Raw genomic sequence first — 16107 nt, forward strand, 5'->3', positions numbered from 1 at the left:
GAATGCCGGTGGAGTTCCTGGGCATCGGAGGCACGCACGACGGGTCGGAGACGCACGCCCGCTCGGGCGGGGTGTTCGACAAGGAGTACACGCTGCGCCTGGCCCGCGCGCACGAGGACTTCGGCTGGGACCGGGTGCTGTTCGCCTACGGTTCCGGTTCGCCCGACCCCGCGCAGGTGGCCGCGTACGTCGCCACGAAGCTCGAGAAGCTGCAGATCCTGCTCGCGCACCGCCCGAACGTCTCGTACCCGACTTTCGCGGCGAAGACGTTCGCGACGCTCGACCAGATCTCCGACGGCCGCCTGACCGTGCACTTCATCACCGGCGGCAACGACCACGAGCAGCAGCGCGAAGGCGACTACCTCACGAAGGACGAGCGCTACGGGCGCACGCGCGAAGCGATCCAGATCATCAAGCAGGCCTGGACGTCGGATGAGCCGTTCGACTTCGACGGCGAGTACTACCGCTTCAAGGACTACGTCAGTGACGTCAAGCCCGTGCAGAAGCCGCGGCCGGGCGTCTCCTTCGGCGGCTCGTCGCCCGCCGCGTACGCCGCCGGCGGCGCCGAAGCGGACATCTACTGCCTCTGGGGCGAGCCGCTGGCCCAGACGGCGGAGCAGATCGAGTCCGTGAAGGCGGCGGCCCTGGCGGCCCGCCGCACGGATGTGCCGCGGATCCAGGTCGCGTTCCGGCCGATCATCGCGCCGACCGAGGAGCTGGCCTGGGAGAAGGCCCACGCGACGGTCGGCGCGATCAAGGACCGCACGAAGGGTGGCCAGCCCCTGACCCGCCGGCACAAGCTCACCGAGCCGGAGAACACGGGCTCCCAGCGGCTGCTGTCCGTCGCCGCGCAGGGCGAACGCTTCGACCGCGCCCTGTGGACCCCGACGGCGGCCGCGACGGGCGGCGCGGGCAACTCGAACGCGCTGGTGGGCACGCCGGAGACGGTCGCGCAGGCTCTGCTGGACTACTACGACCTCGGTGTCGAGATCCTGTCGGCGCGGGGCTACGACATGCTCGGCGACACGATCGACTTCGGCCGGTACGTCATCCCGATCGTCCGGGAAGAGGTGGCCAAGCGGGACGCCGAGCGCGCGTCCGGCGTGACGCGGGCCCCCGCGGAGGACGCCCTGGCCGTCGACGGCTGAATCCCCGCTCCTCAAGTAGCCACCTCGCGAACGCGAGGTGGCTACTTTTGCCTCTGGCCCTTCGGCCATCGGGTACGGAATGATCCATTGGTGACTCCTGGGCGACCGGCCAGACACTGCGGGCTATCGTCTGACCCGTTCAGGAAAGCTCCGTGACACCTTGGATACCGGCGAAAGAACCTAGAGATTTACCAACAGTCACGGGACACTGGCTGAGGTAACTCACGTACCGTGACTGCCTCATGACCGATAGCCGTTTTCGTCACCAGGGGTCATGCGAAGGGCACGGTCTGCACAAGAGGTCGGGAGAAAGCGCATGGCAGCTCCGCGGGATCGCGTCACGTTCCGCGAGGTGTTCGGAATCGCCGAGTTCCGCGCGCTGTGGTTCGGTGAACTGCTGTCGATCGCCGGCGACCAGCTGGCCAGAGTCGCGCTGTCCATCCTGGTGTTCACCGGGACCAACTCGGCCACGCTCACCGGCCTCACCTACGCGCTGACCTACGCCCCTTCGCTGCTGGGCGGCGTCTTCCTGACCGGCTTCGCCGACCGCTTCCCCCGTCGCACCGTGATGGTGCTCGTCGACCTGATGCGCGCCGCCCTGATCCTGTTCGTCGCCCTGCCCGGCATGCCGTTCTGGCTGATGTGCGTGCTGGTCGGCGGGGTGTCCCTGGTCAACCCGCCGTTCAAGGCGTCCCAGCTCGCGCTGCTGCCGCAGGTGCTCGAAGGCGACCGGTTCGTCGTGGGGATGGGCATCCGGAGCATGACCGTGCAGAGCGCGCAGCTGCTCGGGTTCGCCGGCGGCGGTGCGCTGCTGATCGCCCTCGACCCGCACGTGGCCCTGGCCATCGACGCCGCCACCTTCGTGCTCTCCGCCCTGTTCATCCGCTTCGGCGTCCGTGCCCGGCCGGCCGCGGCGAGCGGCGAACAGCGCAAGTCCTTCTTCGCGACGCTCGGCGGTGGCAGCCGGACGGCGTTCGCGAGCTCGCCGCTGCGCACCCTGGTGCTGTTCACCTGGCTGATGGGGCTCCTGCCGGTCTACGAGGGCATCGCCGCGCCGTATGTGGCGGCGTCGGGCGGTGGCCCCTCGGCGATCGGCCTGCTGCTCGCGGCCGACCCGATCGGCAGCGTCATCGCGACGTTCGCCTACACGCGCTGGGTGCCCGCCCGGCTGCGGCCGAAGCTGATCGGCCCGCTCTCGGGGCTCTGCGCCGTCCCGCTCGTGCTCTGCTTCCTCAACCCCGGGCCGATCGCGTCGATCGTGCTCTTCATCATCTCCGGCGGCCTCGGCACCGTCTGCCTGCTGCAGGCGACCGCGTCACTGACGCTGGCCGTGCCCGACGCGCAGCGCGCGCAGGTGATGGGCCTGTCCAACACCGGGCTGACCACGATGATGGGCATCAGCCCGTTGATCGGGGGCGTGCTCGCGGATCAACTGAGCCCCCACGGCACCGTCGGGATCTTCGGGATCGCCGGGATCGTGCTCACCCTGCCGCTGGCGGCGCTGTGGGCGCGATCGTTATCGGGTGAGCCCGGACGATGGCACGACAAAGAAGCCGCACGCGCCGAACATGCTTGACATGCCCCGCGCGTGGGCCTGACCTGCGCGACCTTGCGGTGCGCTGTGCGGTCACTGATCTTTGCCGCGCATCGCTGGCCACCTCTCGTTCCGGTGTCAAAGAAAAAGTACACACCGAAAGCCCTTGTGGACAGCTGGCAAACGGTCTGAAACTGTCCGTGAGTAGATTGTCACTGATCACCTGCGCAAGGGGCTGGGGGAAAAATGGTCACATCGGGGGAACGGTCTGGACAAGCCTCGGGTCGTGGTGTTGCGGCCTGGGCGCTGTGGTCGAGGCCACGCGCCTGGGTCGCGGTCACCCTGACCGCGATCGCCGTCATGCTTGCCTGGACCACGGCCGCCACGTTGTCGATCCCGGTCACGCTCGCGAACGTGGGGACGTTCGCGCTGCTCACCGGGCTCGCGGTGACCCAGACCGAAGTCAGCAGGCGCATCGAGCGCCAGCGCCGGATCCTGAGCAACGGGCCGCACGTCAACATGACGTCGGTCTGGCTGCTCCCCGCCGGGCTGCTCGTGCCGCCACAGCTGGTCGCCGTCCTGGGCACCGTGCTCTACGTCTACCTCGCCTTCCGCAGCTGGTCGGGCTTCCGGCCGGGCGAGTTCCACCGCGTCGCGGCCAACGCGACGACGATGATCCTCTCCGGCTTCGCCGCCGGCCTCGTCGCGGAAGCGCTGCACGGGCACGGCATGACCGCCGTCGCGCTCGCCGCCGTCGCGTTCTTCACCACCAACACGGCCCTGACCGGGCTCGGCCTGTACCTGGCCGCACCGGAGAAGGCGACCGTCGAGGGCTGCCTGGGGAACATGGACGACAACCTGCTGGAGCTGGCCACCCTGTGCGTCGGCGGCCTGCTCGTCATGGTCCTGACGACCGAGCCGCTGCTGTCGGTGCTGGTCATCCTGCCGCTGTACGTGCTGCAGCGGTCCGTGCTGATCAAGCGGCTGGAGGAGCTGGCCACGACCGACCAGAAGACGCAGCTGCTCAACGCCACCACGTGGCAGGACGGCGCGCAGCGGGAGATCTCGCGCGCCGAGCGCGACAACGGCAGCTTCGGCGCCATGATGATCGACCTCGACCACTTCAAGCGGATCAACGACACCTACGGGCACCTCGCGGGGGACGACGTGCTCAAGGCGGTGGCCGCCGTGGTCAAGCAGGAGACCCGGGCGCACGACCTGGTCGGCCGGTTCGGCGGCGAGGAGTTCGTCGCGCTGTTGCCTTCGACGTCCAAAGCGGACGCGATCGTCACGGCGGAACGGATCCGGCAACGGGTCAGCGAGCTGATCATCAGCACGAAGACCAACGAAGGCGCCGCCGTCGCCATCGAACGGCAGACGGCGTCCATCGGCGTCGCCGCCTACCCGCTCGACGGGTCGTCGATCGAGGAAGTGATGGCGTCCGCCGACGCGGCCGTGTACGCGGCCAAGCACGGCGGGCGGAACCGGGTGGTGGGCTCACCCGAAGTGGCACTGACCGCGGCTTAGCTGCGCCGATGATTACCAATCCGACCACAGTCACGGCCGAATGGCTTCGTAGCAACAGTTGCGTGCCGCGGTGAGGTCGGCCTACTTCTGGCCGAATGGGTAATTGCGCTCACCGCAGCCGGTCGATGACGTCGCTCGCCTTCGTCTGGAGGCGGGCGACGCCGCCCACCGTGAATTCGGTCAGCAGGTCGATCAAGGCCTCCTGGTCCGGCGGCTCGCCGTCCCAGGTCGCCTGGACCAGTGATTCGGTCATCGCGAAGAAGAGCGTGACGAGCGCGCGGTCCGCACGGCCGGAGTCGATGCCGTGCGCGGCCCACCGCTTGCGGCTCGCGTCGGCGTAGACGACCGCCAGCCTCTCCCTCAACCGGGTGAGAGCGGGGTCGCCCGCGCGCTCGGCCGCGCGGAGCACGCCGTAGGCCTCGGGACTGTCGGCGACGAAGGTGACCATGTTGGCGTAGTTGGCGCGTGCCCAGGCCCGCAGGCCGGGCTGCGGGTCGGTCACCGACGGGCCCGCGATGGCGGCGAACGCGCGTTCCTCGGTTTCGGCCACGACCTCGGCGAACAGCGTCGCGCGGTCGCCGAACCGCTCGTAGACGGACTGGCGCGAGACGCCGGCCTCGCGCGCGATCTGCTCGATCGTCGCGCCCTGCATCCCGTGCTGCGCGACGACCTTCGCCGTCGCGGTCAGCACGCGGGCGCGCTGCTCCCCGACCGGGAGCTTGCGCGGCCGTCCGCGCGGCGCCGGGCTTGACATGGTGGTCCACCTCACGTGATTCTTTTTCCGACACCTCTGTCCAAAAAGGTGTTCCCCGCGCACTAGTCCTGCTCAACGAGGAGCAAGCATGCGTATCTTCTCTCGCCGCGCCCTCTCCGCGGCGGTCGCCACGGTTTCGGTTCTGGCCCTGGTGGCGCTCGGCCCGCCGCAAGCCTCCGCCGCGTCGTTCTACGACCCCCCTTCGCCCCTGCCGGCCGGCAGCGACGGCGACGTCATCCGGCACGAGGCGTCGACGTTCTACATCGACCCCGTCAAGCTGATCAAGGCCGATGCGGGCGTCCAGCGGATCATGTACCGCAGCACCGACACCCACGGTTCGCCGATCGCGGTCACCGGGACCGTGCTGACCCCGCGGCCGGCCTGGCACGGCGCCGGGGTGCGGCCGATCGTCTCCTACGCCGTCGGCACGCAGGGCGAGGGCGACGACTGCGCGCCGTCGAAAGCGCTTGCCGCCGGCTTCGAGTACGAAGGACCGTTCATCGCCGGGTTGCTGGCGCGCGGCTACGGCGTCGTCGTCACCGACTACGAGGGACTCGGGACACCGGGCGACCACACCTACGTCAACCGCGCTTCGGAAGGGCACGCGGTGCTCGACGCGATCCGCGCGGCGCAGCGGCTGCCGGAGGCCGGGCTCCCGGACGACGGCCCGGTCGCGATCGCGGGCTACTCCCAGGGCGGCGGCGCGTCGGCCGCGGCGGCGGAGCTGCAGCCCAGCTACGCGCCGGAACTGAAGCTGAAGGGCGCGTACGCGGGCGCGGTGCCGGCCGACCTGGCTTCGGTGGCCAAGAACCTCGACGGCCACTACGCGGTCGGCTTCCTCGGCTTCGCGCTGGTGAGCATGAACTACGCGTACCCGGAGCTGGGCATCCCGGCGCTGCTCAACGCCCGCGGCAAGCAGCTGTTCGAGCAGGTCCGGACCGAGTGCACGGTGGAGGCGATCGCCGCGCACGCGTTCACGCGGTCGTCGACGCTGACGAACGACGGCCGCTCGCTCACGGCGTACCTCGGTGAAGAGCCGTACGCGTCCAGGGTGGCGGAGCAGAAGATCGGGACGCTGAAGCCGACGGCGCCGGTGCTGATCGTCCACAGCGCACTCGACGACATCGTCCCCTACGCGCAGGACCGCGACCTGGGCCGGACGTGGTGCGGCAAGGGCGTCCGGCTGCAGTTCAGCACGACGCTGGTGCCGACCCACGTGCTCGGCGCGGTGCGGGCGTACCCGGAGGCGTTCGCGTGGCTGGAGGCGCGCTTCGCCGGCCTCCCGGCGCTCTCCAACTGCGGCTTGTTCTGACCCGCTGGGCCCGGGACCACGCGGTCCCGGGCCCGCGGCGTCACTTCAGGCCGGTGGCTTCCGCCGCGGCGGGGTCGGAGTCGGCGAGGAACGTCCGGCAGCGGTCGTACTCCTCGGTCTCGCCGATCTTCCCGGCGGCCTTGCCCAGGACGGCCAGCGCCCGCAGGAACCCCTGGTTCGGGCGGTGCGACCACGGCACCGGGCCGAAGCCCTTCCAGCCCGCGCGGCGCAGCTGGTCGAGCCCCCGGTGGTACCCGGTGCGCGCGTAGGCGTAGGCGGCGACGGTCTCGCCCGCGTCGAAGGCCTTCTCGGCCAGCGAAGCCCAGGCCTCGCTGTAGTCGGGGTGTTCGGCGGCGACGGTCGCCGGGTCGTTCCCGGCGTCGAGCGCGGCCTGGGCGGCGGTGTGCTCGGGCAGCAGCGTCGGCTCGGGGCCGAGCAGGTTGTGCGTCATGCCGCCCATTCTGCCCCGCGGGTCAGAAGAACAGGGCCCCCAGGACCCCGCCGCCGGCCAGCACCAGGGCGCCGATCAGGACGGCGGCCACAACTCGTTTCGGCATCATGGCGGCACACCCTGCCAACCGAGGCACGCCCGAGGCAAATCGTCCACCCGTAGGGGTGAACCCTGGTTTTGGAGGTCTTTGCCACGGTCTTGGCCCGCTCGTGACCATGACCGGCCATGATGTCCGGCATGGCCAAGGCAGTCGACGTCCCGGTGGACGTGATCCCGCGCAGCCCGATCGGCAAGACGCGGCTGTTCTTCTCGCGGCACTGGCACCGCGGCGCCCCCGGGCAGCCGACGCCGGACTGGGTGCTCCGGTTCTGCTACGGGATGTGGCTGGCGGCGTTCGCGTTCAAGCTGCTCGGCTCGTCGTGGGACATGTCGTGGCACTTCATGTGGCTGCGCGACGACCTGGCGCCGCCGCACCTGATCAACACCGTCGGCACGGTGATCATCGTGGTGCTGGTGGCGATCCACAGCTACACGGGTCTCGGAGCCGACAAGACGTCGCTGCGCTTGATGCAGATCGGCCTGCTGACGTTCCTGGTGGCGGCACCGCTGGACGTGATCAACCACCGCGTCAACGGCCTCGACCTGACCGCGTGGAGCCCGTCCCACATGATGTTGTACCTGGGCACGGGCATCATGCAGGCGGGCGTGCTCCTGGGGTGGCTCCGGCTGTCCCCGCCGGGGCGGTTCCGGACGGGCGTACTGCTCGCACTGTGGGCGTTCTTCCTGGAGAACACGTTCTTCCCGAACGGCCAGCAGGAGTACGGAATCCTGGGGTTGCGCGCATGGGAGCGCGGGACACCGGAGGCCGAGCCGTCACTGCTGGACTTCGCGGCCAACCAGATCGGGCACCCGGTCGACCGGACCGCGGTCATGCACTTCACGATGCCGATCCCGGAGTGGGTGTACCCGCTGTGGGGCATCGGGGTGATGGCACTGATCTTGGTCCTGGCGCGGCGAACGCTGGGTTTCCGCTGGTCGGCTTCTCTTGTGGCCCTGGTGTACGTGGGCTACCGGTCGGTGATGTGGCCACTGCTGCTGGGGCTCGGTTTCCCGGTGTCGACGGTGCCGTTCTACCTGCTGTTCGTGGGGTTGGCGGTGGACCTGGCGTTCATCATCGGACGCGGTCACGACCTTTTGACAGCCGGCGCGGGGGCGTTGCTGGTGACGGCGTTCGGGTACGGGGCGCTGTGGGTGCAGTCGCAGTTCAGGCCATGGGTCCTGGGTGACGCGCACACGGAGTCGGCGCCGCCGGTGGCGTACTGGACGGCGTTGGTGGTGCTGGGCGGGGTGTTCGCGCTGTGGGCGGCGGCTGCTCCGGCGACCCGGCGGTGGTCCGCGCGACGGGTCGCGGTGGAGGCACGACACGCCGGATGAGAGTGCCTGCCACTGGCGGCTTCAGTAACGAAGAACCGGTTCAGGGCGACTCCGACACACGCGTGATCCCACCGCGCCGACGTCGGAGGATGAGGACATGTGGCCCTTCTCTCGAAGGAACAAGGCGCCGCACCTGCAAGGGCCCGGGCGGCCCTCGCAGCCCGCGACACAACAGGTCGCCCCGAAACGCGCGGTCGCACCGAGTCTCAGCAAGCCGCCCCTCAAGCTCGTCCCTCTTTCGGATGAGGGACGGCTCGCTGTTGTCGGCGAGAGTCACCACCAGGACGCACTTCGCCTCGTCGCCGGTGGAAGAGCCTGCGGCACGACCTTCGAAGAACACCTGCCCGCGACGGCAGTACTGGTACCGGAGCCGGAGAATTCCTGGGACAGGAACGCCGTGCGGGTCGATGTCCTGATGGGCAACCGCCCGCTCAAGGTCGGCTACCTGTCCAGCACTTGGGCGGAGGATTACCAGCCTGAGCTGTTGAAACTTCGAGCCGAGGGCGCACTGGGCACGTGCCCGGCGCGGATCACCGGCGGCGGAGCGAAGTTCTACGGCATCTACCTCCACGTGGCCCGTCCCGACGAACTGCATGACCGCAAAGAACCCGAAGACCCGGTCGTCGCGAAACTGACCGGTTCGGACGTGCTTCTCCGGAGCGCCTGGTCGTGCACGGTGACCAAGGAGGAGAACCACCAGGATGTTCTCCGAAGCTTCGCTCCCGCGGGCAAGCAGGAGTACCGGGAGGTCGTGGCGTCCTTGACGTTCTGCACGATCGAGAGCGGCAAGTACCGGGGCCGGCGAGCCATCGAAGTCCGCCTCGGCGATCGACGCGTCGGCCAGCTCACCCACGCGATGACTGAGCGGTACCAAGCGATGGTCGAGCGGTTTGCCGAACAGAACCTGGTTGTCCGATGCGAGGCCTACACCACCAAAACAGCCAAGGGTGTCGAGGTGGAGCTCCTGATGCCGCGGGACCCGGCACGAGCGGTCAGGTGACACGACGAAGGGGCCGCCACAGCCGTGGCGGCCCCTTTCGCGTAACCGGACTTACTTGACCTTCGTCCCCGCCGAGCCCAGAGCCTGGCAGGCCTCGACCACGCGCTGAGCCATGCCGGCCTCAGCGGCCTTCAAGTACGACCGCGGGTCGTAAACCTTCTTGTTGCCGACCTCGCCGTCGATCTTCAGCACGCCGTCGTAGTTCTTGAAGAAGTGGTCCACAATCGGGCGGGTGAACGCGTACTGCGTGTCCGTGTCGACGTTCATCTTCACCACGCCGTACGACACCGCCTCGCGGATCTCCTCCGGGAGGGAGCCCGAGCCGCCGTGGAAGACCAGCTCGAACGGCTTGGCGCCCGCGTCCAGGCCGAGCTTCTTCGCCGCCGCCTCCTGGCCGCCCTTGAGGACGTCCGGGCGGAGCTTCACGTTGCCCGGCTTGTACACGCCGTGGACGTTGCCGAACGTCGCCGCCAGCAGGTAGCGGCCACGGTCGCCCGCGCCCAGCGCGTCGATCGTCTTCAGGAAGTCGCCCTCGGCCGTGTACAGCTTCTCGTTGATCTCCGCCTCGACGCCGTCCTCTTCGCCGCCGACGACGCCGATCTCGACCTCGAGGATGATCTTCGCGGCCGCCGTCTTGGCGAGCAGCTCCGCGGCGATCTCGAGGTTCTCGTCGAGGTCGATCGCCGAGCCGTCCCACATGTGGGACTGGAACAGCGGGTTCTGGCCGTTCTTGACGCGCTCGGCCGAGATCTCGATCAGCGGGCGGACGAAACCGTCCAGCTTGTCCTTCGGGCAGTGGTCGGTGTGCAGCGCGACGTTGACGTCGTACTTCGCCGCCACGACCTGCGCGAACTCCGCGAGCGCGGCCGCGCCGGTCACCATGTCCTTGACCTTCTGGCCCGACGCGAACTCCGCACCGCCCGTGGAGAACTGGATGATCCCGTCGCTCTCCGCCTCGGCGAACCCGCGGATGGCGGCGTTCACGGTCTCGGACGAGGTCACGTTGATGGCCGGGTAGGCGAACTCGTTCGCCTTCGCCCGGTCGAGCATCTCCGCGTAGACCTCGGGGGTCGCGATGGGCATCGGTATTCCTCCTTGGCAGGGATGGGTCCCGACCGCATCGTACGAGGTGGACCGCCGCCGCACACCGGTCCCCGGGGAGAAACTTCTCCGCACGTCGAATCGGTTCAGAAGGAGGTACGTCCGGCCGCCGGGCGAACCGGCGGCCGGACGGGGATCACACCAGTTCGGCGGCCAGGGCGCGGTAGGCCGGCCACGGGTCCTCGTTGAGCACCTGGACGATCACCTGGTCCGCCCCCGCCTCCAGGTGGGCCGACAGGCCGCGTGCGATCGTCGGTGCGTCGCCGTGCAGGGCCAGCTCGTCGATCAGGTGGTCGCTGCCCTCGCCCTCCAGGTCGGCGTCCGTGAAACCGAGTTTCCGCAGGTTGGCGACGTAGTTCGACAGCCCCAGGTAGTACTTCACCGTCTGCCGCCCGATCGCCCGGGCCTCGGCCGCGTCGGTCGACAAGACGACCTTGTGCTCCGGGGCCAGCAGCTTGCCCGCGCCCAAGATCTCGCGCGTGGAACGGGTGTGCTCCGGCGTCGTCAGGTACGGGTGCGCACCTGCCGTCCGCGCACCCGACAGCTCCACCACCTTCGGCCCCAGCGCCGCCAGCGCGCGCCCGGCGACCGGCACCCCCGCCGCGTCCAGGCCGTCCAGGTATTCGACCAGCGCCGCGTACGGCTTCTTGTACTCCTTCGTCGCTTCGCGGTGGCCCGCGCCGACGCCCAGGAGGAAGCGGTCCGGGTACTTCGCCGCGATGCGCTCGTACGCCTTCGCGATCGACGCCGGTTCGTCCTGCCAGATGTTCACGATGCCGGTCGCGATGACCAGCGAGTCCGTCGCCGCGAGCAGGTCGTCCACGGGCGCGAGGTCGCCGCCGGGCGAGCCGCCCAGCCAGATCGCCCCGTAGCCGAGCTTCTCCGCCTCCGCCGCGAACTTCGCGTCGACGTTGCCGTGGTACCGCCAGATTCCGAGCTTGCCCAGTTCGATAGCCATGGAACACTCCAACGCGTGGGACGGCGATTTTCCTCCCGGGATCGGCGAACTAACGTCGAAGGCATGACCAAGCTGGGCAACACCGACCTCGACGTGTACGGCCTCAACCTCGGCGGCAACGTCTTCGGCTGGACGGCGGACGAGCCGCAGTCCTTCGCCGTGCTCGACGCCTACACCGCGGCCGGGGGCAACTTCGTGGACTCCGCCGACCTCTACGGCGGGGGCGGCGGCTCCGAGGAGATCCTCGGCAACTGGCTCGCCGCGCGCGGCAACCGGGACGACGTCGTCATCGCGACCAAGGTCGGCATGTGGGACGGCCGGCCGGGCCTGTCCGCGAAGAACATCCAGGCCGCGGCCGAGGACTCGCTGCGCCGCCTCAAGACCGACCACATCGACCTCTACTACGCACACCGGGACGACCCGGACACTCCGCTCGAAGAGACCATGACGGCCTTCGACGCGCTCGTCCGCGCGGGCAAGGTCCGCCACCTCGGCGCGTCCAACTACAGCGCCGAACGGCTCGCCGAAGCACTGTCCATTTCGGACGCCAACGGCCTCGCGCGGTACGCCGTGCTCCAGCCGCACTACAACCTCGTCGAGCGGGACTACGAGCGCGACCTCGCCCCGCTCGTCGAGCGCGAAGGCCTCGCGACGCTGCCGTACTTCGCCCTCGCCAAGGGCTTCCTGACCGGCAAGTACCGCACGAAGGGTGCCGAAAGCGACAGCCCGCGCGCCGCCCGCGCGGAGTCCTATTTGGACGGAAACGGCGAGCGCGTGCTGGCCAAGCTGGACGAGGTCGCCCAGGCGCACGGCGTCTCGGTCGCCACGGTCTCGCTCGCCTGGCTGCGGCAGCAGCCGACGGTCGCCGCGCCGATCGCCAGCGCCCGGACACCCGAGCAACTCACCGACCTCATCGCGTCGGTGACGCTCGAACTGACCGGTGCCGAAGTCACCGCATTGAGCGAAACCTGAACCTACTATCGGGTAGCTTACTGGCAGTAAGTTGGGGTACGGTGCCCTCCAGATAGCGACGTGCGACGTCCAGGAGGGCACCGTGGCCAACCCGTTTTCGCTGCTGAGCGGCACCAAGAAGGTCGACGGCAAGGTCGTCCTCATCACCGGCGCGGCCCGCGGCATCGGGGCCGGGCTGGCCGAACGCCTCGCCGCGCGCGGTGCGAAGGTCGCTCTCGTCGGGCTCGAGGCCGAGGAGCAGCGGAAGGTCGCCGACCGCATCGGCGCCAACGCGAAGTCCTGGGAAGCCGACGTCACCAGCTGGGACGCCCTCGAAGCCGCGACCAAGGGCATCGTCGAGCACTTCGGCGGCATCGACATCGTCATCGCGAACGCCGGCATCGCGACCGCGGGCTTCGTCCGCTCGGTCGACCGCGCCGCGTTCGAGAAGGTCATCGAGGTCGACCTGCTCGGCGTCTGGCGCACGTTCCGCGTCACGCTCCCGCACGTCATCGAGCGCAAGGGCTACCTGCTGGCCATCTCGAGCCTCGCCGCGATCACGCACGCGCCGGGCATGGCGAACTACGCGGCCGCCAAGGCCGGCGTCGAAGCGTTCTCGAACAGCCTCCGCGCCGAGGTCGCCCACCTGGGCGTCAAGGTCGGCGTCGCGCACCCGACGTGGATCCGCACCGACCTGGTCGAAAGCGCCGACGCGCACCCGGTGTTCGGCAAGCTCCGCGCGTCGATGCCCGGCCTGATCGGCAAGACCTACCCGCTGGACGTCGCCCTGGACGACCTCGAAGCGGGCATCCTCAAGCGCGCCCGCACCATCCACGTCCCGCGCTGGGTCGGCGGGCTCAAGCTGCTCCGCGCGTTCCTCCCGCCGATCATCGAAATCGGGTCCCGCAGCCGGGTACCTTCGGCGGACAAGGCCGCGCTGGCCGACATCGAGGCACGCGGCGCGTTCGAGTCGGCGGTCACCGGTCACGGCGGCCGGGCCGCCACCAAGGGGTGACCATGTCGCGTCGGGACCAGATCCGGATGACCGAGGACGAAGTGCGCGCGTACTTCGCCGAGCAGAAGGTCATCAACGTCGCCAGCGTCGGCCCGAACGGCCGCCCGCACCTCGCGCCGCTCTGGTACTTCCCGCACGAGGACGGCGTCGCGACCTGGACGTACGGCACCTCGCAGAAGGCCAAGAACCTGCGGCGGCTGCCGGAGGCGACCGTCCTCATCGAGGACGGCGACAGCTACGAGAAGCTGCGCGGCATCTCGCTCGAGGCCGACGTCGAGATCGTCGAAGACACCGAGGAAGTCACCCGGATGGGCATCACGCTCATGCAGCGGTACGCGGGCGCCAAGCCCGGCGACCCCGTCCCCGACGAGCTCAAAGGCTTCATCGCAGGTCAGGCCCCGAAACGCGTCGGGCTGATCTTCCGCCCGACGAAGATCGTCAGCTGGGACCACACGAAGCTCGGCGGGACGTACTAGTCGGTAGATAGTACTTCCAAGTAACTGTTACTTGAGGTAACGTCATCTCCGCAGTTTCCTCGAAGCAGCGGAGGCCGACAGATGACCGAGCGGTTCAAGGTCGTGATCGTGGGCACCGGGTTCTCCGGGCTCGGCCAGGCGATCCAGCTCGAAAAGGCCGGCATCCGGGACTACGTGATCCTGGAGAAGGCCACCGAGGTGGGCGGGACCTGGCGCGACAACTCCTACCCCGGGTGCGCGTGCGACGTGCAGTCGCACATGTACTCGTTCTCGTACGAGCAGAACCCGGACTGGACGCGGTCGTTCTCGCCGCAGCCGGAGATCTTCGAGTACCTCAAGGGTGTCGCGGACAAGTACCGGCTGCGCGAGAAGATCCGGTTCGGCGTCGAGCTCACCGGCGCGCACTGGGACGAGCAGGAGCGCCGCTGGACGGCGACCACGAAGGACGGCCGCGAGTTCGTCGCGCAGTTCCTCGTCTCCGGCGTCGGCGGCCTGCACATCCCGCAGGTCCCCGAGCTGCCCGGGATCGCGAAGTTCAAGGGCCAGACCTGGCACTCCGCGCAGTGGAACCACGAGTACGACCTGCGCGGCAAGAAGGTCGCCGTCGTCGGCACCGGGGCCAGTGCGGTCCAGTTCGTCCCGAAGATCGCCCCCGACGTCGCCGAGCTGACGCTGTTCCAGCGGACGCCGCCGTGGATCATGCCGAAGCCCGACCACGCGATGCCGTCGTGGGCGCAGACGCTGTTCAAGCGCGTGCCCGGCACCCAGCGCCTCTACCGCAACGCGCTGTACTGGCTGCTCGAAGCGCGGGCCATCGGCTTCAACGGCCACCCGGCGATCATGAAGGCCGGCGAGCTGATCGCCAAGCGCAACATCGCGAAGGGCATCAAGGACCCCGCGCTGCGCAAGAAGGTCACGCCGGACTACACCATGGGCTGCAAGCGCGTCCTGATCTCCAACGACTACTACCCGGCGCTGAGCCGGCCGAACGTCGAGGTGACCACCGCCGGGATCAAGGAGGTCAAGGCGCACTCGATCGTCGACTCCGCCGGGGTCGAGCACGAGGTCGACGCGATCGTCTACGGCACCGGGTTCAAGGTCACCGACGCCCTGGAGTACCTCGACATCACCGGCGTCGACGGCCGTGACCTCGCCAAGGAGTGGGCCGCCGAGGGCATGCGGACCCACAAGGGCATCGCCGTCTCCGGCTTCCCGAACCTCTTCTTCCTGCTCGGCCCGAACACCGCGCTGGGCCACAACTCCGTGGTGTTCATGATCGAGTCGCAGTCGCGGTACGTCGTCGACGCCATCAAGCTCGCCGGCTCCCGCGACGCCGCCGCGCTCGACGTCCGGCCGGGCGTGCAGGACAAGTTCCAGCAGGAGATCCAGGACAAGCTGGTCAAGGGCGTCTGGACGCAGGGCGGCTGCAAGAGCTGGTACCTCGACGCCAAGGGCGTGAACCGGACGATCTGGCCCGGCTTCACCTGGCGCTACTGGCTGGAGACGCGGAAGGTGGACCCGGCCGACTTCGAGCTCAGCGGACGCGCGTCGTGACCGCCGAAGACGAGCAGCTCGTCCTGCACGCCCGCGACGTCGAGTTCGACTGGGCGAGCCTGCCGATGCACTGGATCCCGGGCGAGCCGCAGGCCACGCACACCATCAACGTGCTGCACCTGGCGCTGCCCGAAGGCGAGCGCTGGTTCGTCGAGGTGTTCAAGCAGGCCGTGCCGCTGATCCGCGACGAGCGGCTCAAGGCGGACGTCCTCGGGTTCATCGGCCAGGAGGCGGTGCACGCCGAGGCCCACGACGGCGCGGCGGCGCACCTGGAGGCCGCGGGCCTGCGCGTGCGGCCGTTCGTCGCGCAGATGGAGTGGCTGTTCCGCAAGCTGCTCGGCGACCGCGACCTCACCGGCCAGGCCGCCGAGGAGTGGCTGGTCGAACGGCTCGGGATCGTCGCCGCGATCGAGCACTACACGGCGTTCCTCGGCCAGTGGGTGCTCGACGCGCCCCTGGAGGACGCCGGCGCCGACCCGGTGATGCTCGACCTGCTGCGCTGGCACGGCGCCGAGGAGGTCGAGCACCGGTCCGTCGCGTTCGACCTGTTCATGCACCTGGACGGGCGGTACACGCGGCGGGTGCGCAGCATGGCGGCGGTGACGCCGGTGCTGGCGTGGGTGTTCTCGCGCGGCACGCGGTACCTGATGCGCAACGACCCGGCGAGGCCCGGCCGCGCGACGCTGCGGGGCTACCGGCGGGCGGCGAAGCGGGGTCTGCTGCCGACCGGGCGCCAGCTGGTGCGCGAGATCCGGCCGTACTTCCGGAAGGACTACCACCCGACGGAGACCGGAAGTACCGAGCAGGCGGTGGCGTACCTGGCGAGCTCACCCGCCGCGCGAGCCGCGGAGTGACGCTCGGCCGGCCCACCCGGCTCGACGGCAGCGACCGG

At 69.5% G+C, this 16107-nt stretch carries 15 protein-coding genes; 11 read left to right on the forward strand and 4 right to left on the reverse strand.

Features of this window, described 5'->3' with window-relative positions:
• Nucleotides 1-2 precede the first annotated feature (2 nt).
• From QSK39_RS10730 to QSK39_RS10740, 3 genes are all read left to right on the forward strand, one after another.
• Nucleotides 3-1148 carry an LLM class flavin-dependent oxidoreductase gene (locus tag QSK39_RS10730; protein WP_285477459.1) on the forward strand — a complete coding sequence of 382 codons (1146 nt, stop codon included), beginning with the start codon at nt 3-5 and terminating at the stop codon, nt 1146-1148.
• Nucleotides 1149-1464: 316 nt separating this feature from the next.
• Nucleotides 1465-2724 (forward strand): MFS transporter, encoded by a 1260-nt coding sequence (locus tag QSK39_RS10735; RefSeq protein WP_285477460.1) that lies wholly within the window; start codon nt 1465-1467, stop codon nt 2722-2724.
• Between the two features lie 318 nt (nt 2725-3042).
• A complete protein-coding gene (locus QSK39_RS10740; protein WP_285477461.1) occupies nt 3043-4209 on the forward strand; it encodes a sensor domain-containing diguanylate cyclase in 1167 nt (388 codons plus the stop codon).
• Nucleotides 4210-4318: 109 nt separating this feature from the next.
• On the opposite strand, the gene QSK39_RS10745 is transcribed toward QSK39_RS10740, so the two are convergent.
• Nucleotides 4319-4963, reverse strand: coding sequence for a TetR/AcrR family transcriptional regulator (locus QSK39_RS10745; RefSeq protein ID WP_285477462.1), 645 nt, complete (start codon nt 4961-4963; stop codon nt 4319-4321).
• A gap of 88 nt (nt 4964-5051) precedes the next feature.
• On the opposite strand from QSK39_RS10745, the gene QSK39_RS10750 reads away from it, so the two are divergent.
• Nucleotides 5052-6275: a lipase family protein gene (locus QSK39_RS10750; protein WP_285477463.1), complete on the forward strand. Its 1224-nt coding sequence runs from the start codon at nt 5052-5054 to the stop codon at nt 6273-6275.
• A gap of 40 nt (nt 6276-6315) precedes the next feature.
• Here the strand turns inward: QSK39_RS10750 and QSK39_RS10755 are convergent, their stop codons facing one another.
• The gene (locus QSK39_RS10755) at nt 6316-6726 is read right to left on the reverse strand and encodes a DUF3151 domain-containing protein (protein ID WP_285477464.1); all 411 of its coding nucleotides are present in this window, start codon (nt 6724-6726) and stop codon (nt 6316-6318) included.
• 237 nt (nt 6727-6963) lie between these two features.
• Here QSK39_RS10755 and QSK39_RS10760 point away from each other — a divergent pair, with 237 nt between their 5' ends.
• Both QSK39_RS10760 and QSK39_RS10765 read left to right on the forward strand, forming a co-directional pair.
• On the forward strand, nt 6964-8160 hold the full coding sequence (locus QSK39_RS10760; RefSeq protein ID WP_285477465.1) for a hypothetical protein: 1197 nt from the start codon (nt 6964-6966) through the stop codon (nt 8158-8160).
• A 97-nt stretch (nt 8161-8257) separates the two neighbouring features.
• Entirely contained in the window at nt 8258-9160 is a 903-nt protein-coding gene (locus QSK39_RS10765; protein ID WP_285477466.1) for an HIRAN domain-containing protein, read from the forward strand.
• A gap of 51 nt (nt 9161-9211) precedes the next feature.
• Here QSK39_RS10765 and fbaA read toward each other — a convergent pair whose 3' ends face one another.
• Nucleotides 9212-10243 carry a class II fructose-bisphosphate aldolase gene (fbaA, locus tag QSK39_RS10770; RefSeq protein ID WP_285477467.1) on the reverse strand — a complete coding sequence of 344 codons (1032 nt, stop codon included), beginning with the start codon at nt 10241-10243 and terminating at the stop codon, nt 9212-9214.
• Between the two features lie 154 nt (nt 10244-10397).
• Nucleotides 10398-11219 carry an LLM class F420-dependent oxidoreductase gene (locus QSK39_RS10775; RefSeq protein WP_285477468.1) on the reverse strand — a complete coding sequence of 274 codons (822 nt, stop codon included), beginning with the start codon at nt 11217-11219 and terminating at the stop codon, nt 10398-10400.
• A 63-nt stretch (nt 11220-11282) separates the two neighbouring features.
• On the opposite strand from QSK39_RS10775, the gene QSK39_RS10780 reads away from it, so the two are divergent.
• From QSK39_RS10780 to QSK39_RS10800, 5 genes are all read left to right on the forward strand, one after another.
• Nucleotides 11283-12191: an aldo/keto reductase gene (locus QSK39_RS10780; protein WP_285477469.1), complete on the forward strand. Its 909-nt coding sequence runs from the start codon at nt 11283-11285 to the stop codon at nt 12189-12191.
• An 82-nt stretch (nt 12192-12273) separates the two neighbouring features.
• Complete coding sequence (locus QSK39_RS10785; RefSeq protein WP_285477470.1) at nt 12274-13185, forward strand: SDR family oxidoreductase; 912 nt, start codon at nt 12274-12276, stop codon at nt 13183-13185.
• A 2-nt stretch (nt 13186-13187) separates the two neighbouring features.
• Nucleotides 13188-13661: a pyridoxamine 5'-phosphate oxidase family protein gene (locus tag QSK39_RS10790; RefSeq protein WP_285477471.1), complete on the forward strand. Its 474-nt coding sequence runs from the start codon at nt 13188-13190 to the stop codon at nt 13659-13661.
• Nucleotides 13662-13742: 81 nt separating this feature from the next.
• Complete coding sequence (locus QSK39_RS10795) at nt 13743-15215, forward strand: flavin-containing monooxygenase (protein ID WP_285477472.1); 1473 nt, start codon at nt 13743-13745, stop codon at nt 15213-15215.
• Entirely contained in the window at nt 15212-16069 is an 858-nt protein-coding gene (locus QSK39_RS10800) for a metal-dependent hydrolase (RefSeq protein ID WP_285477473.1), read from the forward strand. Before QSK39_RS10795 ends, QSK39_RS10800 begins: the two co-directional genes overlap by 4 nt.
• The last annotated feature ends 38 nt before the right edge of the window (nt 16070-16107 follow it).

Origin of the sequence: Amycolatopsis sp. NBRC 101858, assembly GCF_030269325.1 — a bacterium.
Taxonomy (GTDB): Bacteria; Actinomycetota; Actinomycetes; order Mycobacteriales; family Pseudonocardiaceae; genus Amycolatopsis; species Amycolatopsis ponsaeliensis.

What these genes read in the sequence shown, in the direction of transcription:
- QSK39_RS10775 (WP_285477468.1), bottom strand. Translation starts at nt 11,219, where the DNA reads ATGGCTATCGAACTGGGCAAGCTCGGAATCTGGCGGTACCACGGCAAC.
- QSK39_RS10745 (WP_285477462.1), bottom strand. Translation starts at nt 4,963, where the DNA reads ATGTCAAGCCCGGCGCCGCGCGGACGGCCGCGCAAGCTCCCGGTCGGG.
- QSK39_RS10735 (WP_285477460.1), top strand. Translation starts at nt 1,465, where the DNA reads ATGGCAGCTCCGCGGGATCGCGTCACGTTCCGCGAGGTGTTCGGAATC.
- QSK39_RS10765 (WP_285477466.1), top strand. Translation starts at nt 8,258, where the DNA reads ATGTGGCCCTTCTCTCGAAGGAACAAGGCGCCGCACCTGCAAGGGCCC.
- QSK39_RS10795 (WP_285477472.1), top strand. Translation starts at nt 13,743, where the DNA reads ATGACCGAGCGGTTCAAGGTCGTGATCGTGGGCACCGGGTTCTCCGGG.
- QSK39_RS10750 (WP_285477463.1), top strand. Translation starts at nt 5,052, where the DNA reads ATGCGTATCTTCTCTCGCCGCGCCCTCTCCGCGGCGGTCGCCACGGTT.
- fbaA (WP_285477467.1), bottom strand. Translation starts at nt 10,243, where the DNA reads ATGCCCATCGCGACCCCCGAGGTCTACGCGGAGATGCTCGACCGGGCG.
- QSK39_RS10760 (WP_285477465.1), top strand. Translation starts at nt 6,964, where the DNA reads ATGGCCAAGGCAGTCGACGTCCCGGTGGACGTGATCCCGCGCAGCCCG.
- QSK39_RS10740 (WP_285477461.1), top strand. Translation starts at nt 3,043, where the DNA reads ATGCTTGCCTGGACCACGGCCGCCACGTTGTCGATCCCGGTCACGCTC.
- QSK39_RS10790 (WP_285477471.1), top strand. Translation starts at nt 13,188, where the DNA reads ATGTCGCGTCGGGACCAGATCCGGATGACCGAGGACGAAGTGCGCGCG.
- QSK39_RS10730 (WP_285477459.1), top strand. Translation starts at nt 3, where the DNA reads ATGCCGGTGGAGTTCCTGGGCATCGGAGGCACGCACGACGGGTCGGAG.
- QSK39_RS10780 (WP_285477469.1), top strand. Translation starts at nt 11,283, where the DNA reads ATGACCAAGCTGGGCAACACCGACCTCGACGTGTACGGCCTCAACCTC.
- QSK39_RS10755 (WP_285477464.1), bottom strand. Translation starts at nt 6,726, where the DNA reads ATGACGCACAACCTGCTCGGCCCCGAGCCGACGCTGCTGCCCGAGCAC.